General features: G+C 69.7%; 22 protein-coding genes. 19 read left to right on the top strand and 3 right to left on the bottom strand.

The window, feature by feature from the left end; translation table 11 throughout:
* Positions 1–11: 11 nt before the first annotated feature.
* Entirely contained in the window at positions 12–911 is a 900-nt protein-coding gene (gene rpoH, locus AMK58_RS18410; protein WP_035678935.1) for an RNA polymerase sigma factor RpoH, read from the bottom strand.
* Positions 912–1,211: 300 nt separating this feature from the next.
* On the opposite strand from rpoH, the gene AMK58_RS18405 reads away from it, so the two are divergent.
* From AMK58_RS18405 to pseG, 4 genes are all read left to right on the top strand, one after another.
* Complete coding sequence (locus tag AMK58_RS18405) at positions 1,212–2,621, top strand: cytochrome ubiquinol oxidase subunit I (protein ID WP_035678937.1); 1,410 nt, start codon at positions 1,212–1,214, stop codon at positions 2,619–2,621.
* Positions 2,622–2,626: 5 nt separating this feature from the next.
* Positions 2,627–3,634 carry a cytochrome d ubiquinol oxidase subunit II gene (gene cydB / locus AMK58_RS18400; protein ID WP_035678940.1) on the top strand — a complete coding sequence of 336 codons (1,008 nt, stop codon included), beginning with the start codon at positions 2,627–2,629 and terminating at the stop codon, positions 3,632–3,634.
* Positions 3,635–3,705: 71 nt separating this feature from the next.
* Positions 3,706–4,380, top strand: coding sequence for a hypothetical protein (locus tag AMK58_RS18395; protein ID WP_051140616.1), 675 nt, complete (start codon positions 3,706–3,708; stop codon positions 4,378–4,380).
* A 17-nt stretch (positions 4,381–4,397) separates the two neighbouring features.
* Entirely contained in the window at positions 4,398–5,441 is a 1,044-nt protein-coding gene (gene pseG / locus AMK58_RS18390; RefSeq protein ID WP_059399261.1) for a UDP-2,4-diacetamido-2,4,6-trideoxy-beta-L-altropyranose hydrolase, read from the top strand.
* Here pseG and AMK58_RS18385 read toward each other — a convergent pair.
* Together AMK58_RS18385 and AMK58_RS18380 are read right to left on the bottom strand one after the other, a co-directional pair.
* Positions 5,428–6,198, bottom strand: a complete 771-nt coding sequence (locus tag AMK58_RS18385) for an SDR family NAD(P)-dependent oxidoreductase (RefSeq protein ID WP_035678945.1) — start codon at positions 6,196–6,198, stop codon at positions 5,428–5,430. The genes pseG and AMK58_RS18385 overlap by 14 nt on opposite strands.
* An 11-nt stretch (positions 6,199–6,209) precedes the next feature.
* A complete protein-coding gene (locus tag AMK58_RS18380) occupies positions 6,210–7,292 on the bottom strand; it encodes a 3-oxoacyl-ACP synthase III family protein (protein ID WP_035678947.1) in 1,083 nt (360 codons plus the stop codon).
* Between the two features lie 118 nt (positions 7,293–7,410).
* Here AMK58_RS18380 and AMK58_RS18375 point away from each other — a divergent pair, with 118 nt between their 5' ends.
* The 15 genes from AMK58_RS18375 to AMK58_RS18305 all read left to right on the top strand — a co-directional run bounded on the left by AMK58_RS18375 (position 7,411) and on the right by AMK58_RS18305 (position 22,667).
* On the top strand, positions 7,411–8,538 hold the full coding sequence (locus AMK58_RS18375; protein ID WP_035678949.1) for an aromatic ring-hydroxylating oxygenase subunit alpha: 1,128 nt from the start codon (positions 7,411–7,413) through the stop codon (positions 8,536–8,538).
* A gap of 8 nt (positions 8,539–8,546) precedes the next feature.
* Positions 8,547–9,305 (top strand): SDR family NAD(P)-dependent oxidoreductase, encoded by a 759-nt coding sequence (locus AMK58_RS18370; protein ID WP_236778231.1) that lies wholly within the window; start codon positions 8,547–8,549, stop codon positions 9,303–9,305.
* Between the two features lie 29 nt (positions 9,306–9,334).
* Positions 9,335–9,886: a GNAT family N-acetyltransferase gene (locus tag AMK58_RS18365; RefSeq protein WP_035678952.1), complete on the top strand. Its 552-nt coding sequence runs from the start codon at positions 9,335–9,337 to the stop codon at positions 9,884–9,886.
* A gap of 164 nt (positions 9,887–10,050) precedes the next feature.
* Positions 10,051–10,758, top strand: a complete 708-nt coding sequence (locus AMK58_RS18360) for a sugar phosphate nucleotidyltransferase (protein WP_236778230.1) — start codon at positions 10,051–10,053, stop codon at positions 10,756–10,758.
* Between the two features lie 14 nt (positions 10,759–10,772).
* Entirely contained in the window at positions 10,773–12,719 is a 1,947-nt protein-coding gene (locus AMK58_RS18355; RefSeq protein ID WP_079284977.1) for a tetratricopeptide repeat protein, read from the top strand.
* A gap of 65 nt (positions 12,720–12,784) precedes the next feature.
* On the top strand, positions 12,785–14,392 hold the full coding sequence (locus tag AMK58_RS18350) for a glycosyltransferase (RefSeq protein ID WP_059399260.1): 1,608 nt from the start codon (positions 12,785–12,787) through the stop codon (positions 14,390–14,392).
* 29 nt (positions 14,393–14,421) lie between these two features.
* Positions 14,422–15,474: a pseudaminic acid synthase gene (gene pseI, locus AMK58_RS18345; protein ID WP_035678957.1), complete on the top strand. Its 1,053-nt coding sequence runs from the start codon at positions 14,422–14,424 to the stop codon at positions 15,472–15,474.
* Between the two features lie 10 nt (positions 15,475–15,484).
* Positions 15,485–16,243, top strand: a complete 759-nt coding sequence (locus AMK58_RS18340; protein WP_035678960.1) for a cytidylyltransferase domain-containing protein — start codon at positions 15,485–15,487, stop codon at positions 16,241–16,243.
* A 15-nt stretch (positions 16,244–16,258) separates the two neighbouring features.
* Positions 16,259–16,492 carry a hypothetical protein gene (locus tag AMK58_RS18335; protein WP_035678962.1) on the top strand — a complete coding sequence of 78 codons (234 nt, stop codon included), beginning with the start codon at positions 16,259–16,261 and terminating at the stop codon, positions 16,490–16,492.
* Between the two features lie 7 nt (positions 16,493–16,499).
* The gene (locus AMK58_RS18330; RefSeq protein WP_059399259.1) at positions 16,500–17,318 is read left to right on the top strand and encodes an alpha/beta fold hydrolase; all 819 of its coding nucleotides are present in this window, start codon (positions 16,500–16,502) and stop codon (positions 17,316–17,318) included.
* 8 nt (positions 17,319–17,326) lie between these two features.
* Complete coding sequence (locus AMK58_RS18325; protein ID WP_246203336.1) at positions 17,327–17,608, top strand: acyl carrier protein; 282 nt, start codon at positions 17,327–17,329, stop codon at positions 17,606–17,608.
* A complete protein-coding gene (locus tag AMK58_RS18320) occupies positions 17,605–18,801 on the top strand; it encodes an ANL family adenylate-forming protein (RefSeq protein ID WP_035678967.1) in 1,197 nt (398 codons plus the stop codon). The genes AMK58_RS18325 and AMK58_RS18320 overlap by 4 nt, the downstream gene beginning before the upstream one ends.
* A complete protein-coding gene (locus tag AMK58_RS18315; protein ID WP_035678969.1) occupies positions 18,798–19,529 on the top strand; it encodes an SDR family NAD(P)-dependent oxidoreductase in 732 nt (243 codons plus the stop codon). Before AMK58_RS18320 ends, AMK58_RS18315 begins: the two co-directional genes overlap by 4 nt.
* Before the next feature lie 16 nt (positions 19,530–19,545).
* The gene (locus AMK58_RS18310) at positions 19,546–20,658 is read left to right on the top strand and encodes a 3-oxoacyl-ACP synthase III family protein (protein WP_035678972.1); all 1,113 of its coding nucleotides are present in this window, start codon (positions 19,546–19,548) and stop codon (positions 20,656–20,658) included.
* A gap of 143 nt (positions 20,659–20,801) precedes the next feature.
* Positions 20,802–22,667 carry a flagellin N-terminal helical domain-containing protein gene (locus AMK58_RS18305; protein ID WP_059399258.1) on the top strand — a complete coding sequence of 622 codons (1,866 nt, stop codon included), beginning with the start codon at positions 20,802–20,804 and terminating at the stop codon, positions 22,665–22,667.
* The last annotated feature ends 62 nt before the right edge of the window (positions 22,668–22,729 follow it).

The raw sequence follows: 22,729 nt of genomic DNA, 5'->3' as shown, positions 1-22,729 counted from the left end.
GCTGCCGCCGGTCACACCGGCAGCAGCGCCTTGCCCGTGGTACCCGGAATTTGCCGGGCTTGGGCCATCACCGCCTTCTGGACCTTCTCGAAGGCGCGCACCTCAAGCTGGCGCACGCGCTCGCGCGAGACGTGGAAGTGCTGGCTCAGCTCCTCCAGGGTCAGCGGCTCGTCGCGCAGGCGGCGGGCCACCAGGATCTGCCGCTCGCGGTCGTCGAGAACGCCCAGCCCCAGCTTGAGGAACTGTTGCCGGCGCTTGCGCTCCTGCGCGCCGGCCAGGATTGCCTCCTGGTCGGGTCCCTCATCGGCCAGAAGGTCCAGCCATTCGCTGTCGCCATCCTCGGCCAGTGTGGCGTTGAGCGAGCGGTCGGTGCCCAGCCGGCGGTTCATCTCGATCACGTCGGCCTGGGAGACGTCCAGCGTCGTCGCGATGCTCTCCACCGCTTCCGGAGACAGGTCGCCGCCGAAGGTGCCGTTCTCGGCGTCCTGCAACTGCGCCTTCAGCCGGCGCAGGCTGAAGAACAGCTTCTTCTGGGCCGCGGTGGTGCCGATCTTCACCAGCGACCAGTTGTGCAGCACATATTCCTGGATCGCCGCCCGGATCCACCAGGACGCGTAGGTGGCGAAGCGGAACCCCTTGTCGGGGTCGAACTTCTGGGCCGCCTGCATGACGCCGACGTTGCCCTCGGCGATCAGGTCGGACAGCGGCAACCCGTAGCCCTGATAGCCGCGGGCCATTTTGAAAACGAGCCGGAGGTGGCTGCCGATCAGCTTGTCGAGGGCGCGGCGGTCCTGCCGCTCCCGCCAGCGGATGGCGAGGTCGCGTTCCTGCTCGGGGGTGAGGTAGTCGTACTTGCGGGTTTCTTTTAGAAAGAGGGTGAGGGGTTCGCCAGAAACTGCCAGTTCCGTCAAAGAGCTTCTCCTGATTCCGGCATCCTCGGGAAACACCCTGCAATGGACCGATGGTCCCCGGCCCGGCTGGCCGGCGGGGCCATCGGAGCGGGGTGGGATCGGCTGTGGCCCAGGGCCGGCCGTGACTGTGTGGATGTCGGCAAGAGCTTAGAAATAAGAGGCCGCGGCGGCGGTTCAAGGGGTGGAGGGAAAGAAAGTATCCGCAACTGGAAAACGGGAACTCCCTGCGACATGCCGCGTTGGGGGTCGCGTCGGGCCGGCTGGATTCGGCTCGGTGACCGTCAACGGAGGGCCGCGGCCATGGACCTCGATCCGCTGCTTCTGTCACGAATCCAGTTCGCTTTCGTGATTTCTTTTCACATTCTTTTTCCCTCTTTTACGGTGGGGCTGGCCTGCTGGATCGCGGTGCTGGAGGCGCGGTGGCTGATCACCGGCAAGGCGCTGTACCGCAGCCTGTCGGAATTCTGGACGCGGATCTTCGCCATTTCCTTTGGCATGGGCGTGGTGTCGGGAATCGTGATGACCTACCAGTTCGGCACGAATTGGAGCCGCTGGTCCGACATCGTCGGCAACGTCCTGGGGCCGCTGATCCAGTACGAGGTGGTGACCGCCTTTTTCCTGGAGGCCGCCTTCCTCGGCATCCTGCTGTTCGGGCGGGACCGCGTGCCGCGGGGCATCCATTTCCTGGCGGCGGTTCTGGTGGCCACCGGGACGGTGCTGTCCTCCTTCTGGATTCTCTCGGCGAACAGTTGGATGCACACCCCGGCGGGGGCGGAACTGCGCGACGGGCGGTTCTTCGTCACCGACTGGTGGGCGGTGGTCTTCAACCCCTCCTTTCCCTACCGGCTGGCCCATATGCTCACCGCGATGTTCCTGACCACCGGATTCGTGGTGGCCGGCATCAGCGCCTTCTACCTGCTGCGCAACCGCTTCCTGGAGCACGCGCGGGTTGGGCTCAGCATGTCGCTGGCGCTCATCACCATCCTGGCGCCCTTGCAGATCTTCCTCGGCGACCTGCACGGGCTGAACACGCTGGAGCACCAGCCGGCCAAGATCGCCGCCATGGAAGGCCATTGGGAGGGCGGGGCGCGGGCACCGCTGATCCTGTTCGCCATCCCCGACAACGAGGCGGAGACCAACCACGCGGAAATCGCCATTCCCGCGCTGTCGAGCCTGATCCTGACCCACGAGTGGGACGGGGTGGTTCCCGGACTGAAGAACTTCCCGGTGGCGGACCGGCCCAACCCGGAAATCCTGTTCTGGACCTTCCGCATCATGGTGGCGATCGGCATGATCATGCTGGCGGTGGCGTTGATCCACTTGGTGCAGCGGGTGCGCGGGAAGCTCTACAGCCCGCACTGGTTCCACAAGGTTTTGGTCGGCTGCATGCCGCTGGGCTTCGTCGCCATCCTCGCCGGCTGGTTCACCACCGAGATCGGGCGCCAGCCCTGGGTGGTCTACGGGATCATACGCACGGCGGACGCGGTCACTCCGGCCCTGACCGGCGGGGCGGTGCTGACCTCGCTGATCGTCTTCATGGTGGTCTACACGATCATCTACGGGGCCGGGACCTATTACCTGTTCCGGCTGCTGACCATCGGCCCGGCGCGGCTGAACGACGAGGATCTGGAGATCCCGGCGGTGGTGCAGGGCCACCAGCCGAAGCGGCCGCTGTCGGTGCCCGGCGAATCCATCGAACCCGCGGAGTGACGTCCATGGAAGGCAGCCTGCTCACCCTCGCCTGGGTCGCCATCGTCGGTTTCGCCGTCTTCATGTATGTGCTGATGGACGGCTTCGACCTCGGCATCGGCATCCTCTACCCCTTCGCCCCCAGCGAGGAGGCGCGGGACGTCATGATGAACTCGGTGGCGCCGGTCTGGGACTTCAACGAGACGTGGCTGATCCTCGGCGGGGCGGGGCTGTTCGCGGCCTTTCCCATCGCCTACGCCATCGTCCTGCCGGCGATGTATCTGCCGCTGTTGCTGATGCTGATCGCGCTGATCTTCCGCGGCGTCGCCTTCGAGTTCCGCTTCAAGGCGCGGAGCAGCCGCCATTTGTGGAACAAGGCCTTCTTCCTGGGCTCGCTGCTCGCCACCTTCGCGCAGGGGGTGGTTCTCGGCTCCTTCATCCAGGGGATCGAGGTGGAGGGGCGCAACTTCGCCGGGACCATGCTGGACTGGCTGACCCCCTTCAGCCTGTTCTGCGGCGTGGCGCTGATCGCCGGCTACGCGCTGCTGGGGAGCACCTGGCTGATCTGGCGGACCATCGGCATTCTGCAGGACTGGTGCTTCCGCGTGGCGCGGCGGCTCCTCATCGTGGTGCTGGTTCTGGTCGCGGCGGTCAGCCTGTGGACGCCCTTCCTGGACGCCTCCATTGCCGCACGCTGGTTCTCGGTTCCCAACATCCTGCTGCTGTCGCCGGTGCCGCTGATGGTCGGCTTCCTCGCCTTCGGCCTGTGGCGGGCGCTGGACGAGGGGCGGGAGGCGCTGCCCTTCGCCTTCGCCATGGGGTTGTTCGCCCTGTCCTATCTGGGGTTGGCGATCAGCCTGTGGCCGGTGCTGATCCCGCCGGGAATCACCATCTGGCAGGCGGCCGCCCCGCCGGAAACCCAGGTCTTCCTGCTGATCGGCATGGCCTTCCTGATTCCGACGATCCTGATCTACACCGCCTACAGCTACTGGGTTTTCCGCGGGAAGGTAACGGGCGCCATCGGTTATCATTGACGGCGGCTGCCATTGAGAACCCGCCCGAGGCTGGCGTACAACAGCCGACCCCTTTCGACGGAGACCGCGCCATGACCCCAGACACCGCCCCGGACATCAGCTTCGCCGAGGTGATGCTGCGCAAGGGCGCGGAACTGCTGCAGGACACGCCGTCGGACGACGCGGCGGAGGAGGCGGTGAACATCATGGCGCGCCGTCTCGCCATCGCCGCGACGATGGACGCCCCGCTGGTCGTCCACGCCGAGGGCGGCGGGCGGCCGGAGATGTTCGAGGAGGCGATGCGGCTGGCCGGAGTCTCCGCCGGGGAGCGCGCCGCCGCCCTGGCCGAGGCCCGGCAGGTCGAGCGCGCCGTGGTGTTCGAGTTCGACGGCACCGGCCCACTGACCGGCAACCGCGTGGTCGCCGCGGTCATTCGCCCGGAGGACCGGCCGGACCTCCTGGAGGCCTACATCGCCATCGGGCGCCTGCGCGACGGGACCGCCCAGGTGACCGTTGCCCCGGCGACCTTGCGGCTCGACGCCCGCGCGCTGGCGGAGACGCTGGCGCTGATCGGTCCAGCGGCGCAGCACAGCCTCAACGCCGCCAACGCCGCCATGGCCCACGCGGCGAACATCACCGCTTTGCCGGGGCATGAGCTGGACAGCATGCCGGGCGCCCTGGTCGCGCTCTACTGGCATGCCTTCTGCCTGTCCTCGGCCCGCACGCGGCTGCGCCCCACCGGGCCGAACGCGCCGACCTTGCATTGAACGCCGGGAGACGGCCCATGAGGGTGCTGTTCCGCGCCGACGCCGGGGCGTCCATCGGGGCCGGGCATGTCATGCGCTGCCTCGCGGTGGCGGAAGCCGTGCAGGAGCTGGGCGGCGATGCCCTGTTCGCCGCAGCGGGCCTGCCGCCGGCTTTGGAAGAGCGTCTGCGCGCTGCCGGCATGGCCGTTCACCGGATCGAAGCGGCTCCCGGCAGCGCCGCCGACCTTGCCGCAACCCGCGCCATTGCAACGGAAGCCGGCGCCGCGGCCATCGTGCTGGACGGTTATGGATTCTCCGAAGGCTGGCGGGCCGGGCTGGCCGAAACGGGGCTGCCCATCCTGGCCTTCGACGACGCCGGGACGGGGGAACCGATCCACGCCGGGCTGATCGTCAACGCCGCGCCGGACGCTGCGTCGCTGCCCTACCGCAAGGGCAACCCAGACGCCCGGCTGTTGCTCGGCCCCGGCTACGCGCCGTTGCGGCGGGAGGTGCGGGAGGCCGCGGCGGCGGGCAAGCCGCCGCTGGAGGAACGCCGCGGTCTGCTGGTGACCTTCGGCGGCTCCGATCCGCTGGGGCTGACGGCTCCGGTGATCGAACGCCTTGCACCCCGCCTGCCGCCCGGCGTCTGGCTGGATGTGGCGGTCGGCGGGGCGGTGCGCGACGCGGCGGCAGTGGAGGCCGCGGCGGGGTGTTTCAAAGACAGCGTGCGGCTGCACCGCGACACGCCGCGCATGGGTCGCCTGATGGCGCAGGCCGGGCTGGCCGTCTCGGCGGCGGGCACCACGACGGGGGAACTGGCGGCCATCGGCACGCCCGCCGTCCTCGTCACCATTGCCGGCAACCAGTTGGAGGCCGCCCGCCAGTCGGAGGCGCTGGGCTGGTGCGCCCTGGTGGCCGGACAGACCGAAGGTGCTCCGGAGCGGATCGCGGACGTCGCGCTGGAGCTTTGGACCGATCCGGCGCGGCGGCGGATCATGGCGGACAAGCTGGTGGGGATCGTCGATGGCCAGGGAGCCTTGCGCATCGCGCGGGCTCTGGCGGAGGCGGTCACCCCGCGGTGAAGCCGCCGTCCACGGGCAGCACCGTCCCGGTCACCCAGCGCCCGCTGTCGGCCAGCAGATAGGCCACGGCGTCGGCCACGTCCTGCGGCGCGCCGTAGCCCAACGGGTGGGCGGCGGCGAGCGCGGCGTTCTGCTCCGCCGGCAGCATGGCGAACTGCTTCTCCGCCTTGGCGCCCAGCACCACCGCCGGGGCCACCACATTGACGCGGATTCGCTTGTCGGCCAGTTCCAGCGCCAGCGATTGCGCCACCGAGACCAGCGCCGCCTTGCTCGCGGCGTAAAGCGAGCGGCCCTTTTGGCCCTTCAGCCCGGCGACCGAGCCGACATAGACGATCGACCCGCCGCCCGGCGCGACGACGCCCTTCTGGTGGAAGCCGCGCGCCAGCATCAGCGACGCTCCGACGTTCAGCGTGAAATAGCGGTCGAACTGCGCCCGGTTGACCTGGCGCAGAACGGAATAGCCCTGCTCCGACGCGGAATGGACCAGCCCGGCGAAGGGACCGCCGGCCTCCGCCAGCCCCTTCATCCAGCCGGGAATGGCGTCCAGGTCGGTCAGGTCGAAGGGGGCGACGCCGTGCCGCTCCGGTCCGTCCAGCAGGGCGCGCGTGGCCTCCAGCGCATCGGCGCGGCGGCCGACCAGCGTGAGGGCGGCCCCCAGCCCGGCCAGCGTCCGGCAGATCTCCCGCCCGATGTCGCTGTCGGCGGAGGCCCCGGTCACCAGCAGGCGCCGTCCCGTGAGGTCGAGCGGGTTGCGCATGGTCCGGCGGCTCAGGGGGTTAGCAGGGGGAAGTCGTCGGGGATCTCCTGCACCGCCGGGGCGGGGATCGGCCCAACGTCGGCGACCACCGCACCCCAGGACCAGCCGACGCCGAAGCCGGCCAGCAGCATCTTTCGCGTGCCGGTGGACAGCGCCTCGCCCAGCCGGTGGCTGACCGCCAGCGGGATGGAGGCGGAGCTGGTGTTGCCGAAATCGTGCATGTCCACGAGGAATTTTTCCGGCGGGAACTTGGTCTTCTTGCGCAGATGCTCCAGCATGAAGGCGTTGGCCTGGTGCATCACGCACAGGTCGATGTCCTCCACCCCCACGCCGGCGAACTCCAGCGTCTCGCGGATCAGCGGCGGCACGGCGCGCAGCGTGAAGGCGAAGACCTCCGCCCCGTTCAGCGAGAGGCGCGAGTCGGTGAACATCCGCTCCTGCTTGTCCGCCGGCCATGGTTCGCGTCCGGGCACCAAGGAGTTGCGGCGGCCGCCGGCCTTGACCCAGATGTTCTTGGCCCCGCCGCCGTCGGTGCCGACGACGACGTGGATCGGCGTCGCCCCCTGGCTGACCTCCAGCGCTACGGCTCCGCCCGCGTCGCCGAACAGCGGCAGGGTGGAGCGGTCGCCCGGCACGAGGTGGCGTGAGCTGGTGTCGCCGCACAGCACGATGGCCCGCCGGCCCGTCGACCCGCCGAGCAGGCGCCCGGCCATCCACAGCCCGTAGACGAAACCGGAGCAGCCCAGATTGACGTCGAAGCAGGCCGCCCCCGTGGACAGCCCCAGCCGCTTCTGCATGACGCAGGAGGTCGCGGGCACGTTGTAGTCGGGGTCCTGCGACACGAAGACCAGAACGTCGACGCTGGCCGGGTCCCAGCCGAGTTGGGCGAGCAGCCCTTCCGCCGCCGCGACGCACATGTCCGACGCGCAGATGTGCGGCGGGGCGATGCGCCGCTCGTACACGCCGGTGGTGGCGAACAGCTTCTCCGCCTCCTCCGCCGTGAAGAGGGAATGGTCCTCCAGGAAGGAATGGCGGTGCGGCGGCACGGCGGCCCGGAATCCCGCGATGCGCACGCCCTCGATGATGGCCTTCACCGGATGCTCCCTCCCTCCGCCGCCCTTCCGTCCGTCCTGGACTTGGGCGAATTCGGAGACTATTAACCGAAAGAACGCTAGGGTCGAATGATTAACGAACCGATAAATGGAATCAGCCATGGATGACCGGGTTCAGCAAAGCCAGCTTTCGTTCCCGCCCGACATGGTGATCCCGCCCCAGCGTTACTCCGGCGAGGCCAATCACGCCGAAGAGGCGGTGCGAGTCTTCCGCCGTTGCTGGATGTTCGTTGGATTTACGGACGACCTGCGCAACGACAACGACTTCATCACCACCGACATCGCCGGCACCTCGGTTCTGGTCCAGAATTTCGACGGTGACTTGCGGGCCTATCACAATGTCTGCACGCACCGCTATTCGCTGATCCACCTGCGGCCCTGCGGCAACGGCAAGCCAGTCTGCCCCTATCATGGCTGGGTCTTCAACCGTGACGGCGTTCCGGTCGGCATCCCCGGCAACCGCGAGCATTTCGGGCTGGACGACGCCGCGAAGAAACGCCTCGCCCTGCGGCGCTTCGAGGTGGCGGTGCGGGGCCGCTTCGTCTTCGTCCGGCTTGAGCCGGCCGGGCCGGGGCTGGACGAGCAATTGGGCGCCTATGGCGCCGTCCTCGACCATCTGTCGGAGCTGTTCACCGACCGCATCGACGAGGGCGTGCTGCCCTGGAACGCCAACTGGAAGGCGGCTCTGGAAAGCGCCCTGGAAGTCTACCACGTCGACGCCACCCACCCCGAGACCTTCAAGGGCTACGTGAAGAAGGTGTGGATCTGCTCCTACGAGGGCGAGCATTCGCGGGGCGTCAGCCAGCTGTCCGACGGCTCGGCGCGCTGGTGGGACGGGGTGAGCCAGAAGATGGGGCTGCCGCGCAGCGACCGGCTGGAAAGCTACGACCACTATCTGATCTTCCCCAACCTCGCCATCGGCGTTTCCCACGGCGCGCTGATGAGCGTCCAGACCTACGATCCCGTCGGGCCGGACCGCTGCGAGCTGCATTACCGCCTCTTCCTGGGCGAGACGTCCAAGCCGCAGACCAAGGGCGGAGCGGCCCGCAAGGCGGTGGAGGCCAACGTCGCCGGCTTCAACCGCACCATTCTGGGCGAGGACCAGCGCGTGGCCGAAGCCACCCACAAGGGGCTGAAGCAGGTCCAGGCTCCGGCCGTCCTCGGCTCCTGCGAGGAGCGCATCGCCGCCTTCCACCGGGCGTGGCTCGCCCGCATGGCCGCCGAATGAGCCGGGACATGAGCCCTCTTGTCGATCTCACCGGACGGCATGTCCTGGTCACCGGCGCCTCCGCCGGGATCGGGCGGGCGACCGCTCTGCTGGCCGCGAGGCTCGGCGCGCGGGTTACGCTCAACGGGCGCGACGCCGGGCGGCTGGCCGAGACGCTGGCGCTTCTGCCGGGGGAGGGGCATCGGACGGCGGCCTTCGACCTGTCGGACAGTGACGCCATTCCCGGCTGGGTCAAGGCGCAGGCGGACGCTGGTGGTCCAATCGCCGGTCTGGCGCATTGCGCCGGCGTGCACGTCGGAAAGCCGGTGCGCGGCGTTGACCGCGCCTTCTTCGACAGCATCCTGCACGCCAACCTGCTGAGCGCGCTGGCGCTGGCCCGCGGGCTGCGGCAGAAGGGCTGCCACGCCGAACCGGCGGCGCTGGTGCTGGTGTCCTCCGTCGCCGCGGAGATCGGGCAGCCGGGCAACGTGGTCTATTCGGCGGCCAAGGGCGGGCTGGTCTCGGCCACCCGCGGGCTGGCCATGGAGTTCCTGCGCGACGGCATCCGCGTCAACTGCGTCGCCCCGGCGATGGTCGAGACGGAGATGATGGAGCGCTTCCGCCGCACCACCACGGCGGAGCAGTTCGAGGCGATCCGCGCCGCCCATCCCATGGGCTTCGGCAAGCCGGAGGACGTGGCCTCGGCCATCGCCTTCCTGCTGTCGCCGGCCAGCGGCTGGATCAACGGGGTGATGCTGCCGGTGGACGGCGGCTATCTGGCGACGTGACGCCGCAGGCGTTCGAAGGGTAAGGGTTCATGTTCCGCTTCCGCCGACCAACGACCGACGATGCCGAGATGCTGCTGCGCTGGCGAACCGAGCCGTCGATCACCCGCTTCATGTTCACCGATCTGGAGAACCCGGATGTGGACCGGCAGCGTGCGTGGCTGGCCGCGATGGACGCCCGCCCGGACTTCCGCCACTTCATCATCGAGCATGAGGATCGGCCGGTTGGCTATCTTTCCTACTATGACATCGACCGGGTGCATCTGCGCTGCTCCTCCGGCTCGTACATCGTGGAGGAGAAGGACAGGCGGCGGCTCGCCGGCTTCCTGCACTGTTTCATCATGGACTATTGCTTCTACGGATTGGGGATGAACAAGCTCTTCAACTATTTCATGGAGGGCAACGACACGGTCATCCGCATCCAGAGGGTTGTGAAGGCGCGGGAGGTTGGGGTGCTGCGGCAGCATGTCCACAAATATGGCCGTTTCCACGACGTCCATGTGTTCGAGACGCTGCGCAGCGATTGGGAGGGACATCCCCATATCTTTTCGCGCGAAACCACGCTGGCCGCCTTCGCGGAATAGGCCAAGCGGCTGGGGGCTTACGTTGGGCGGTCGGCCGGGAAAGTTCGCCGTCACCCCCACCGAATGTTTGACCAATCCACCGCCGACGCGGTATGCGGCGGGGGTGGGGGCGGCGCCGCGGCGCCGGGAGCATGAGGGGAAGCACGGTGCGGCCTGAGGAAGCCTTGACGGACATTGACGTCACGCTGCTTGCCGGTGGTCTCGGCTCGCGCATGCGGGGCGTCTCGGGCGACACGCCCAAGGTGCTGGCGCCCATCGCGGGCCGCGCCTTTCTCGGACATCTGCTGGACCATCTGGCCGCCTACGGCGCGCGCCGGGTGGTGCTGTGCCTAGGCCATCTGGCGGACCGGGTGACGGCGTGGCTGGCGCAGGGCGACACCAACCGGTCGCTGGACGTCGTCTGCCAGATCGAGCCGAGCCAGATGGGCTCCGCTGCGGCGCTCGCCTACATCCGCAAGGACCTGAAGGCCGGCACCGTCCTTGTAATGAGCGGCGACACCTTCCTGGACGCCGACCTGCGCGCCTTCGTCGCCTCGCACCGCCTGTCGGGGGCGGAGGCGTCGGTGCTGTGCGTGGAGGTGGAGGACGCCGCCCGCTTCGGCCGGGTCGAGGTCGGGCCGGACAGCCGCGTCCGCCAGTTCCTCGACAAGGCGCCGGGGCGCGGGGTCATCAACGCCGGAGTGTATCTCTTCTCCGCCGCCTTCCTCGACCGCATCGCGGCCTCCGGGGCCAGCTCGCTGACCCGCGACGTGCTGCACAAGATGCCGCCGGGCACGCTGCACGGCCATGTCGCCAAGGCGCGCTTCATCGACATGGGCACGCCGGAAAGTCTGGCGGTCGCCGCCAGCGTGATCGGCGGCCGCGAGACCTGAGCGGAACGGGCGCCGTGGCGACTCTGGACGAGGCGCTGGCCATCGCACTCGACCTTCACACCGCCGGGCGGACGGAGGAGGCGGAAGCCCTCTACGGGCGCATTCTCGACGCCGTTCCGGACGAGCCCAACGCCCTTCACCTCTATGGACTTCTTTGCGCCCAAGGCGGGCGGTTGGAGCAGGCCGTTGAACTTCTGGGCCGGGCGGTGGCGCTGCGTCCCGGCCTGCCCGAATACCGCGCCAACCTCGCGATGCTGCATCAGGCCCGCGGCGACCCCGCCGCAGCAGCCGAGGAGTACCGCGCCGCCCTGTGCCTTTGTCCCGATTCGGCTGCGCTCGCCTTTCCGCTGGCCGGAGCGGCGCGGCAAGCGGGGCAGGGCGGGCTCGCCATGGCGGCCTATCGCCGCACGACCCTCCTCCAGCCCGACCTCGCCGAGCCGCTGGTCCAGGCCGGAATCCTGCTGCGCTACGAGGGACGGACGGGTGAGGCGATGACGGCCCTGCGCCGCGCCGTCCGGCTGCGTCCCGACCATGGGGAGGCGTGGCACCATCTCGGGGTGGCGCTTCAGCGCGTCCAGGACCCGGCGGCGCCGGCGGCGCTGACGCACGCAGCGGCGTTGTTGCCGGAGGACGCGACGGTCCGGCTCAACCTCGGCCGCGCCCATTACGAGGCGGGACGTTGGGACGACGCCGCCACGGCTCTGCGCGGCGCGTTGGCGCTCGACCCGGCGAACGACGGCGCGCTGGAACTTCTCGCCGCCGCCGGGCGAAGAGCGGGCGGGGAGGTGGGCGCCGTGAGGACGCTGCGCCGTCTCCTGCGGCTGCGCCCGGACTCGGCGAACGGCTGGCACGCGCTCTCCCTGTCTGAGCCCGGCATCCTTGGAACGCTCCGCCGCGCGCTGGTCCTCCAGCCGGATCACCGCAGCGCGCTGAGCGGGCTGGCGAACCGTCTGCGGGACCGGCGGGAGATCGCGGAGTCGCTGCGCCTGCACGATCGCGCCGTCCGCCTTGAGCCGGCCAGCGCCGAGGCGCGCTGGAACCGCTCCCTGGCGCGGCTGCTCGCTGGTGATTTGGCGGGTGGTTGGGAGGATTACGAGGCGCGCTGGGGCGTGGCCGATTTCCCGACCCGGCCGCGCGGCCTGCCGCAACCGCTGTGGAGCGGCGAGGGCATCGCCGGGCAAACCATCCTGCTGCACGAGGAGCAGGGCCGCGGCGACGCCATCCAGTTCGTCCGCTATGCCCCCCTGGTGGCCGCCCGCGGCGCCCGAGTGCTGCTGGAGGTCGGGGCCGACTTGGTTTCCCTGTTCCACGGCCTGCCGGGGGTGGAGCGGGTCGTCGCGCGCGGCGAGCCCTTGCCGGCGTTCGACTGGCAGTGCCCGCTGCTCAGCCTGCCGCGGGCCTTCGCCACCCGGCTGGAGACCATTCCCGCCGCCGTCCCCTACCTGAGCGCCGACCCGGCACTCACTGCGGCGTGGAAGGAACGGCTGACCGGCGAGGGTCTCACGGTCGGGCTGGTCTGGGCCGGCAACCCGCAGTTCGCCGGGGACCGTGAGCGGTCGCCGGGCTTGGCGGCGCTGGCCCCGCTGCTGGCGGTGCCGGGCTGCCGCTTCTTCGGTCTGCAACTCGGCCCTGGGCGCGACGAACTGGCGGGGCGGGCGATGCCCCCCTCCTTCACCGATCTGGCCCCGGAGATCCGCGACTTCGCCGACACCGCGGCGATCATGGCGTCGCTGGATCTGGTGGTGTCCTCCTGCACCGCGCCCGCCCATCTGGCCGGAGCGCTGGGCGTTCCGCTGTGGGCGCTGCTGTCCCACGCGCCGGACTGGCGCTGGCTGCTCGACCGCGCCGACAGTCCCTGGTACCCAACCGCCCGCCTGTTCCGCCAGCCCCGCCCCGGTGATTGGTCCGCGGCGGTGGACGAGGTCGCGGCGGCTCTGGCCGAACGCGCGGCGCGTTCTTGAAACCTTAACCACGCCGGGGCTATCAGGAGGCGGGGCGCAACACAGGCGCCGGTTGGGGGATCCGCATGTCCGACATCGCCGGGGAACAGGCCGCCACGTTGAAGGCCCTGCTGAGCGAGCGCCAGTTCAACGCCGACCGTCTCAACGCCCTGACGGCCCATTGCGAGCGCATGCGCCGCGAGCTGGATTCGGACACCCGCCTGTCCATCGCCGAGGAACTGCGTCGTGACCCTCCGACCGGGGAAACGGTGCTGCTCCACTCCGTGCTGTTCCAACTGACCGGCGACCTTTACCACTACGAGCGCATTCTCCATTACCTGATGCTGGGCGGGGAGCGGGTCGGGCCGCAGTTGATGCACTACACCTACTGGTGCATGGCGCGGCAGCTGTTCCTGGCCGCGTCGGCGCCGGAGAAGCTGGGCGCCTTCGGCCCCTGCGACCTGTTCCGCTTCTATGAGGAACTGGTTCAGGCGGTGGCGCGGCGCTGGGGCGTCGTACCGCCGCGCCACGCGCCGCGCGACGGGCCGATCCGCCGGGTGGCCGTGCTGACCAACCAGTTCACCAACGACCAGCACCAGCCCTCGCGCGACTGCTTCGACTACGCCAGCCGGCTCCAGGACGATTTCGGGCTCGATGTCGCCATCATCAACTGCAACACCATGCCGCTGCGGGCCGAGAGCCTGTTCGTTCCGCCGATGGTCGCGGAACTGGTCGCCGATTACGAGGGCGTGTTCGCCCTGAAGATGTTCGGGCGGCAGGTGAAGACGGCCTCATTCACCGACCGCGCCTTTTCCAAGGACAAGCTGTCCACCATCGTTGGCGCCATCGACGGCTACGACCCCGACCTGTTGGTGACCTTTGGCGGCGCCAACGTGGTGGGCGACCTGTTCGCGGTGACCGGTGCGCGTCCGGTGGTCTGCCTGCCCACCACCTCGGGCATGACCATCTCGCTGGCCCATCTGGTGCTGGGCTACGAGGAGGGGAACCACACCGACGCGATGCCAGCGCTCTACCGCGGCCCCTTCGCGCGGCGTTTCCGGCCCTTCACGCTGGGCTTTTCCCCACCCCCCACGGCGGGAGTCGGGGGCGCTCTCGATCTCGGCGATGCGGCCTTCGTCTTCGCGGTGGTCGGCACCCGTCTGGACCTCGAAGTGACCGCGGAGTTCCTCGCGCTGGCCGATTCCATCCTCGACCGCTGCCCCGGTGCCGTGATCGTCTTCGCGGGAGAGGTGGAGCAATTGCCGGCCCGGCTGGCGGCGGCGCGCAACGGTGCGCGGATGCGCAGCCTGGGTCATCTCAAGGATATCCGCGCCTTCTATCGGCGCTGCCACGCCTACCTCAACCCGTCGCGCCAGGGCGGCGGCGGCAGCGCCGCCTACGCCATCGCCGAGGGGCTGCCGGTGGTCACGCTGGCCTGGGGCGACGTGGCGAGCGTGGCCGGAGCGGGCATCCCGGTGACGGACACCGCCGCCTATGTGGAGCGCGCCGCCGCCCTGGTCGCCGACCCTGCGCTGCGCGAGCGGCAGGCGGAGCTGTCGCGCGTCCGCTTCCGGACCGTCGGCGACCGCCACCGCTGCACCGAGCGCCTGCTGGCCTATGGTGAGGAGGCGCGGGACCTTCTGCGGGCAACCGCACAAAGGGAAGACCGGCCAACCGCTTCCATGGCAGAGTGATCCTCGACCATCACCGAGAGACCCATCCCGTGCCGCGCGACGTCGTCATCAACGGGCGCCCCATCGGCCCCGGCCACCCGCCCTATCTGATCGCCGAGATGTCGGGCAACCACCAGGGCGAACTGAACCGGGCGCTCGCCCTGGTCGACGCCGCCAGGGAGGCCGGCGCCGACGCGGTGAAGCTGCAGACCTACACCGCCGACACCTTGACCATCGACCATGACGGGCCGGGCTTCCTGCTGGAGGGCGGGCTGTGGAAGGGCCGCACCCTGCACGACCTCTACCGCGAGGCTCATACCCCCTGGGAGTGGCACGGCCCGCTGTTCGAGCGCGCGCGTGCCCTCGGCCTGACCATCTTCAGCTCCCCCTTCGACGAGACGGCGGTGGATCTGCTGGAGCGGCTGGACGCCCCGGCCTTCAAGATCGCCTCCTTCGAGCTGAACGATCTGCCGCTGATCCGCCGGGCCGCCCGCTCGGGCAAGCCGCTGATCCTGTCCACCGGCCTCGCCACGCTGGGCGAGATCGGCGAGGCGGTGGAGGCCGCGGGCGACGCGCCGCTCATCCTGCTCCATTGCGTCAGCGGCTATCCGACGCCGCCCGAGGATTGCAACCTCCGCACCATTCCGCATCTGGCGCAGGCCTTCGGGGTCGCCGCCGGTCTGTCCGATCACACCCATGGCGCGGCGGTGCCGGTTGCGGCGGCCGCGCTGGGTGCGGTGGTCATCGAGAAGCACTTCACCCTGTCCCGAGCCGATGGCGGGGTGGACAGCGCCTTCTCGCTGGAGCCTGCGGAATTCAAGGCGATGGCCGAGTCCGTCCGCACCGCCTGGGCGGCGCTGGGCGGCGTCCATTACGGGGTGAAGCCGAGCGAGGCGGGCGGGCGCGACTATCGCCGCTCTCTCTACGTCACCGCCGACGTGGCGCCGGGCGAAGCGCTGAGCGTCGGCAACGTCCGCTCCATCCGTCCCGGCTTTGGCCTGGAGCCGAAGCACCTCCCGGCCGTGCTTGGCCGCCGCGCCGCTCGCGCCCTGACGCGCGGTGAGCCGCTGCGCTGGGACATGCTGGCACCTGAGAACGGATGAGGGAGGACGCATGAGCGCCGCCACGGCCAAGCCGCGCGTCGTCTGCATTTCGCAGGCCCGCATGACCTCGACCCGCCTGCCCGGCAAGGTGCTGATGGACGCGGCGGGGGAGCCGCTCCTGGCCCACCATCTGCGCCGCCTGTCGCGCTGCCGGACGCTCGACGCGCTGGTGCTGGCGACCACGGTGAACGGCACCGACGACCCGGTGGCGGAGCTGGCGGGAGCACTCGGCGTGCCGGTCTTCCGCGGCGACGAGCAGGACGTGCTCGGGCGCTTCGCCGGGGCCGCCGCCATGGCGGGCGCCGACGTCGTGGTTCGGGTCACCGCCGATTGCCCGCTGATCGACCCGGCGCTGGTGGGCCGCGTGGTGACCGCCTTCCTGGAGGCCGAGCCGCCGCTGGATTATCTCAGCCTGGACGTCACCCGCTTCCCGCGCGGGCTGGATGCGGAGGTCTTCAGCCGCGCCGCCCTGGACACGGCCGCCGCCGGCGCTACCGAACCGGCGGAGCGCGAGCACGTCACCGCCCACATCTACCGCCGCCCGGAACGCTTTCGCATCGGCGCCCCCCTGGCCCCGGAGGACGGCGCGGTCTTCGACCAGCGCTGGTGCGTCGACGAGGCCGCCGACCTGGAGCTGGTGCGCCGCCTGCTGGGGGCGCTGCTTCCCGAAAATCCCGGCTTCGGCTGGCAGGATTGTTGCAAAGTTCTGCGCCAGCACCCTGAATGGGCCGACCTGAACGGCAGCGTGCGTCAGAACACGCTCCACTGAAACGGAGACACCACCATGAACCGCAAGGATTTCCTGCTTGCGCTCGACGAGATGCTGGAGCTGGACCCCGGCACGCTGACGGGGGCGGAAGAACTCGACTCGATCGACGCCTGGGACTCGCTGGCCGTCATCAGCTTCATCGCGCTGGTCGACGAGAAGCTCGGCCACGTCGTGGAGGGCGAGAAGCTCGTCAGGGCGAAGACGGTGGAGGACCTGATCGGTCTGGCCGGCATCGCCGTGGCCGCCTGACTGTCAGGTGACTGAAAGGATCGAACGTTCGCCGCGGCGCGGACGGGCCGACATTGAGGGCGGTCCCGCCTCCTATCTGTCGATGGGGCGGGGCGGCGTTCCGGCCCTGTTGCTGCACGGCTTCGCCGGGGATTCACTGACGTGGCAGTTCAACGCCGCGGCGCTGGCCGCCGAACGTCGAGTCCTGGCGGTCGATCTGCCGGGGCACGGCGCCTCGACCCTGGATGTCGGGGACGGGCGGGTCGGCGCCTTTGCGCCCTGGCTGCTGCGCCTGCTGGACGCGCTGGAGATTCCGCGGGTCCATGCGGTCGGCCATTCGATGGGCGGTTGCGTCGCGCTGGAGCTGGCGCGGCAGGCCCCGGATCGGGTGGCGAGCCTGTCGCTGGTCGCCAGCGCCGGCCTCGGCCCTGACTTCGATCTGGAGTTCCTGCAGCGGGTCGCCGCGCTGGAGAGCGTGGAGGATGGGCGGGACTGCGCCGCGCGCCTGTTCGCCCGGCCCTGGCTGCTGGCGGGACGCGTCGGAGAGGTGATGCACGCCCAGGCCGCCGATCCCCGGCGCCGCGCCGCCCTGGAGCGGATCATCGCCGGCTCCTTCGTGGAGGCGCACCGGTCGCTCGACCCGGTGGACTGGATGGCCTTCTCCATGCCGATCCAATTGCTGTGGGGACGCGAGGACCGCATCATCCCGGTGCCGAGTGCCGACCGCCTGCCCCCCGCGGCACCGCTTCATCTCTTCGACAAGGCCGGGCACTTGCCGCATAGTGAGGCGGCAACCCCCGTCACGGCCATCCTCCGCGACTTCCTTTCCGCATGCGACCCCCAATGACCAATTCCATGTTCGCGCTGATCGCCGAAGAGCTTGCCCGCATCGCCGCCGACAAGGGGGAGACCCTGCCGGCGCTTGATCCGGACACCCGTTTTCTCGGCGGGGATCTGCCGATCGACTCCCTCGACCTTGCCACGCTGCTGGTGGTGCTGGAGCAGCGCACCGGTCAGGATCCCTTTCGCGCAGGATTTGTCCAGTTCAACACGGTCGGGGAACTGGCGGCCCTCTACCGTTCGGCCCTCCACTGTCCGGCCCTCCACTGTCCGGACGTGTCCGCCGGGTCCTCATGAGCCCGCCGCCACCGCCCTCCTGGCTGCATCCCGGCATTCGCCTGATCGAGGCGGAGCGAAGCGTCGGCTGGGCGGAGATCGCCTCACAGGCCGACGCTTTCGAAGCGGCGTTCCGGGCTATGGGGACGCGAGCGGTCCTGCCGCCGCAGGGCGTGCCGGCCCTTGTCGCCGCCCTTGTCGCCGCCGAACGGGCCGAGGTGGAACTGCATTTGTCGCGCCGCACCTCTGTGGAGACGGATGCCAAGCCCAACGGGCCGGGCTTTGCGGTGTTGCTGGAAACCTCTGGCACCACGGGCACGCCGAAGCTGATCCGGCACAACTTCCAGCGCCTGCGCGGACGGCTGCGCGGTGCTGCCGATCCGAGCGCGCGCTGGCTGCTGGCCTATGAACCGGCGGCCTTCGCCGGGCTTCAGGTCATCCTGACGGCTCTGGCGGCGGGGGCGACGCTGGTGTCGGCGCCCGGTGTCGGTGCGGGGGAACTGGCGCGCCTCGCTGTGAGGAACGCGGTGACTCACATCAGCGCGACGCCCAGCTTCTGGCGCTCCTTCCTGCTGTCGCTCGACGGCGTGGCGCCGCCGCTGGCCGCCGTCACGCTGGGCGGGGAGGTGGCCGACCAACCGCTGCTCGACCGGTTGGCGGAGCGCTTCCCGACCGCGAAGCTTCGGCACATCTACGCCTCGACGGAAGCGGGAGCCCTGTTCGCGGTGGGCGATGGGCAGGCCGGATTTCCCGCCGCCTGGCTGGACGGCGGCATCGACGGGGTGGGCCTGCGCCTGAACGACGGCGTGCTGGAGGTGAACAGCCCCCGCGCGATGCTCGGCCATGGGGATGGCTGGCTGTCCACCGGGGACTTTGTGGAATTGCGTGGCGACCGCGCGCTGTTCGCCGGGCGGATCGACGGGCGGATCAATGTCGGCGGTGTGAAGGTCTCCCCGGAGGCGGTGGAGCAGGTGCTGCTGGACGTGCCGGGCGTGCGGGACGCCCTGGTTCAGGCGGCGGCCAACCCGGTGACCGGCCATATCCTGACCGCTCTGGTGGTTCCGGCGCCGGAGGTGGATGAGGCCGCCTTGCGCGCCGCGATCCGCTCGGCGGTGGCCGATCTGCCGCCCGCGGCGCGCCCCCGTCTGGTGACCATGACCGGGAGCATCGCCCTGGGGGCGGCGGGCAAGAAGACGCGGAAGGGAACGGCATGAGCGGCAAACGGCATGTCATCGTCACCGGCGGCAGCCGCGGGCTGGGGTTGGGGATCGTCGAGGCGCTGCTGGCCGAGGGCTACCGCGTCTCCACCTGCAGCCGCGCGCCGAGCGCGGCGCTGGAGCGGTTGGCCGGGGCGGACCTGTTCTGGAAGCCCTGCCGCATCGGCGATGGGGAGGAGGTGCGGGCCTTCATGGACGCCGCGCTGGACTGGGGCGGCGCGTCGCCGCTCTGGGGGCTGGTCAACAACGCCGGCATCGCGCGCGAAGGGGTGCTGGCGACCTTTCCCGAGATCGACGTCGAGGAGGTCATCCAGGTCAACCTGACCGGCGCCATCCAGGTCGCCCGCGCCTTCCTGCGCGCCAAGCTGGTGACGCGGGGGCCGGGGCGGATCGTCAACATCTCGTCGATCATCGGGCAGCGGGGCTACAACGGACTGTCCGCCTATTCGGCGTCGAAGGCGGGGCTGGACGGGCTGACCCGCGCGCTGGCGCGCGAGGTCGGGCGGCTCCAGGTCACCGTCAACTCGGTTGCGCCCGGCTATCTCGCCACCGAGATGTCCGGCACGCTGGCCCAGAGGCAGCGCGACCAGATCGTGCGGCGCACGCCGCTGGGCCGGCTGGGCGAGGTGGCCGACGTGGTGCCGGTGGTCCGCTTCCTGCTGGGTGATGGGGCGGGCTTCATGACCGGCCAGACCATCGTCGTGGACGGCGGCATCACCGGCTGACGGAAGGAGACGCCCCATGGTGGCCAGCGTGATCGAGGGCGTCGCCCTGACCGGCCTCGTCGCCTGTGTTCCGGAGCGGCGCGAGACGGTGGAGGATCTGGCCGTCCGCTTCGGCGAGGACGCCGCCCGTCGGATCGCCAAGGCGACGGGCATCGAAGCCCGCCATCTCGTGCCCTCCCATCAATGCACCTCCGATCTGGGGGAGGCGGCGGCGCGTCGCCTGCTGGACCGGCTGGGCTGGGCGGCGGACAGCGTCGACCTGCTGGTCATGGTCACCCAAACCCACGACCACATCCTGCCGGCCTCGGGCTATCGGCTCCACCATCGGTTGGGGCTGGGCAAGGGGGCGGCGGTGCTCGATCTGACGCTCGGCTGCTCGGGCTACGTCCACGGCCTGTGGACGGCATCGGCGATGCTGAAGGCGGCGGGCGGGCGGCGCGCGTTGTTGATCGCGGGAGACACGACATCGCGCGTGCTCGACCCCGACGACCGCACCGTGGCGCCTCTGTTCGGCGACGCTGCCACGGCGACGGCGCTGGTGGCGGAGGAGGGGGCGGCACCCATGGTCTTCGCGCTGGGCAGCGACGGCGCGGGCGCTCCCTATCTTGCCGTCCCCGGCGGTGGTCTGCGGCGGCCCGGCGAGCCCGCGCACCTGTTCATGGACGGCACGCAGGTCTTCGCCTTCACCCTGCGGGAAGTGCCTGGGAACATCCGCGCCGTTCTGGAACGGGCCGGCTGGGCGATGGAGACGGTGGACCGGCTGGTCCTGCATCAGGCCAACGCCCAGATGATCCGCCACCTTGCGCAGAAGCTCGGCGCCACGCCTGACCAGACGGTGATCGGACTCAGCGAATTCGGCAACACCAGTTCCGCCTCCATTCCCCTGGCGCTGGCCTCCGAATTGGGTGCGGCGCTGTGTGGCGGTCCGTTGCGCCTCGTCCTGTCGGGTTTCGGCGTCGGCTGGTCCTGGGGAAGCGTGACGCTGACCGCCGGCCCACTCGCCGTCTGCGAGGTGATGGTGCTCCCTGCAAGCCCGGCAGAATCTGCCGGGTCGGAAGCGCAACCGGCAAACGGTGCCGGGCGGGAGGCAACTTTTGCCGGGCACCCGGCAAAAGTTGCCGAGTCCTGATTTGCCCGGAGGCAGGAATTGCCTCGCCTGGGCGGCAAATTCGATCTGGCCCATTTTTTGCCTACTGCTAGCCCGAGGGAATTAGTCCCTCTCCGTGCGCGCACCGTCGTACGGACTGACATCCTCCAAAAGGAGTGACTTCCATGGCTGGCAGCGACATTTCCCTCTCGTCTTCGATGCGTACGAACCTGCTGCAATTGCAGGGCGTGCAGGACTCGATCGCGAAGAAGCAGAACATCCTCTCGACCGGCAACAAGATCAACACGGCCCTCGACGGCCCGACTTCGTTCTTCGCGGCGAAGGGTCTGACCCAGCGTGCGGGCGACCTGAGCGCGCTGAAGGACACGATGGGCCAGGCCATCAGCACCATCAAGGCCGCCGACAAGGGCTTGAGCTCGATCGACGACATGATCGAGCAGGCGCGCGGCCTGACCACCGCCGCCTATTCCGCTCTGGGCACCGACGCCGGCTCCGTCGCCACCCGCAAGACGCTGGCCTCGCAGTTCAACGCGCTGAAGGAACAGATCGACAAGCTGGCCGGTGACTCCGCCTATGGTGGTAAGAACCTGCTGGCCGGCAACGGTCTGCGCATGGACTCCACCAGCGAATCGCGCCGCGCCGTCAACACGATCCAGGGCATCGAGAACGCCCGCGTCACCAACGTGGTGTCGGCCGACACCTACACGGTGCGCGTCAAGGGCGACGGCTCCATCGAAGGCGCCGCCGGCGAGATCAACAGCGCCGAAATGGCCCACGGCCTGGTCGGCCTGAAGCTGTCCGGCACGATGTCGACGTCGGCGGGCAGCTTCTCCGACGTGCAGATCGAGGTCCGCGGCGCGTCGGGCCGCGAGCGGTCCTTCATCGTCACGGACGGCAACGAGTCGCGCACGGTCACCTACTTCGACAACAGCCAGACCATAGCCGCCAACACGACGACGGCGGCCAAGACGGGCACCGCGCAGATCACCCAGGTGACGCTGGGCGGAACGGTCGAAGCCGGCGACAGCTTCACCATCACCGTCGAAGACCAGACCTTCACCTACACCGCGACCGCCGGCGACGTGGCGACGGGCCAGAACGCCCGCAACAACATCGCCAACCAGCTCAAGGCGTCGATCAACAGCGCGCTGGGCGCCAACGGCCGCCTCAGCGGCAAGGACGTCCAGACCGTCACGGTCAGCACGACCGGCACGATCACGCTGTCCGGTGCGACGACGACCAACGCCGCCCGCGAGATGACCGTCAAGGCCACGGCCGAGAACGCCCTGACCAAGCGCATCTCCGAGAGCTTCGCGTCGGGCACGGTGGTGTCCTTCACGGTGGACCGCAAGCTGCTGGAGCAGGCCGCCAACGCCGGCAACGGCGTCTCGAGCATCGAGAAGAAGGTCGACATCCAGATCTCGGTCAGCAACCTGAGCGGCGCCACGGTGACCCGCGACGGCATGTCCAAGCGCGGCGAGGGCAAGCTGTCGGACGGCGAGAACGCCTACGCGTTCGACACCGGCACGGTGCGCTTCAACGTCGATCAGAAGAACATCAAGCAGGCGGCGGCGGCCAACTCGGCGGCCAATCTGGTCTCGGTGCAGGTGACCGACGCCAACACCGCGAACGATCTGACGGTGCAGCTCAACGAGCGCAACACCAACGCGATCACGGTGAAGTCGCAGAACCTGACCACTAGCGGCCAGGGCCTGCGTCTGGACTATGCGCAGAACGACTGGACCGACCGCGCCGACATCGACAAGGCGGTTGCCAGCATCGACTATGCGAAGCAGAACCTGCGTTCGGCCTCGCAGACGCTGTCGACCAATCTGAACGTCATCACGACCCGTGAGAACTTCACCAAGGAGTTCAGCGACGTGCTGACGGAAGGCGCGAGCAAGCTGACGCTGGCCGACCAGAACGAGGAAGGCGCCAACCTGCTGATGCTGCAGACCCGTCAGCAGCTCGGCACCATCGCCCTCTCGCTGGCCAACCAGTCGCAGCAGTCGATCCTGCGTCTGTTCTAAGCCTGAGACTTCGGGTAGGATCACGCCCGGCGGGCGGCGGCGCAAGCCGCCGCCCGTTTCAT

Origin of the sequence: Azospirillum brasilense (assembly GCF_001315015.1) — a bacterium.
GTDB classification, from domain to species: Bacteria; Pseudomonadota; Alphaproteobacteria; order Azospirillales; family Azospirillaceae; genus Azospirillum; species Azospirillum brasilense.
The sequence above is the reverse complement of the archived record's forward strand: the minus strand, read 5'-3'. Positions and strand labels throughout refer to the sequence as shown.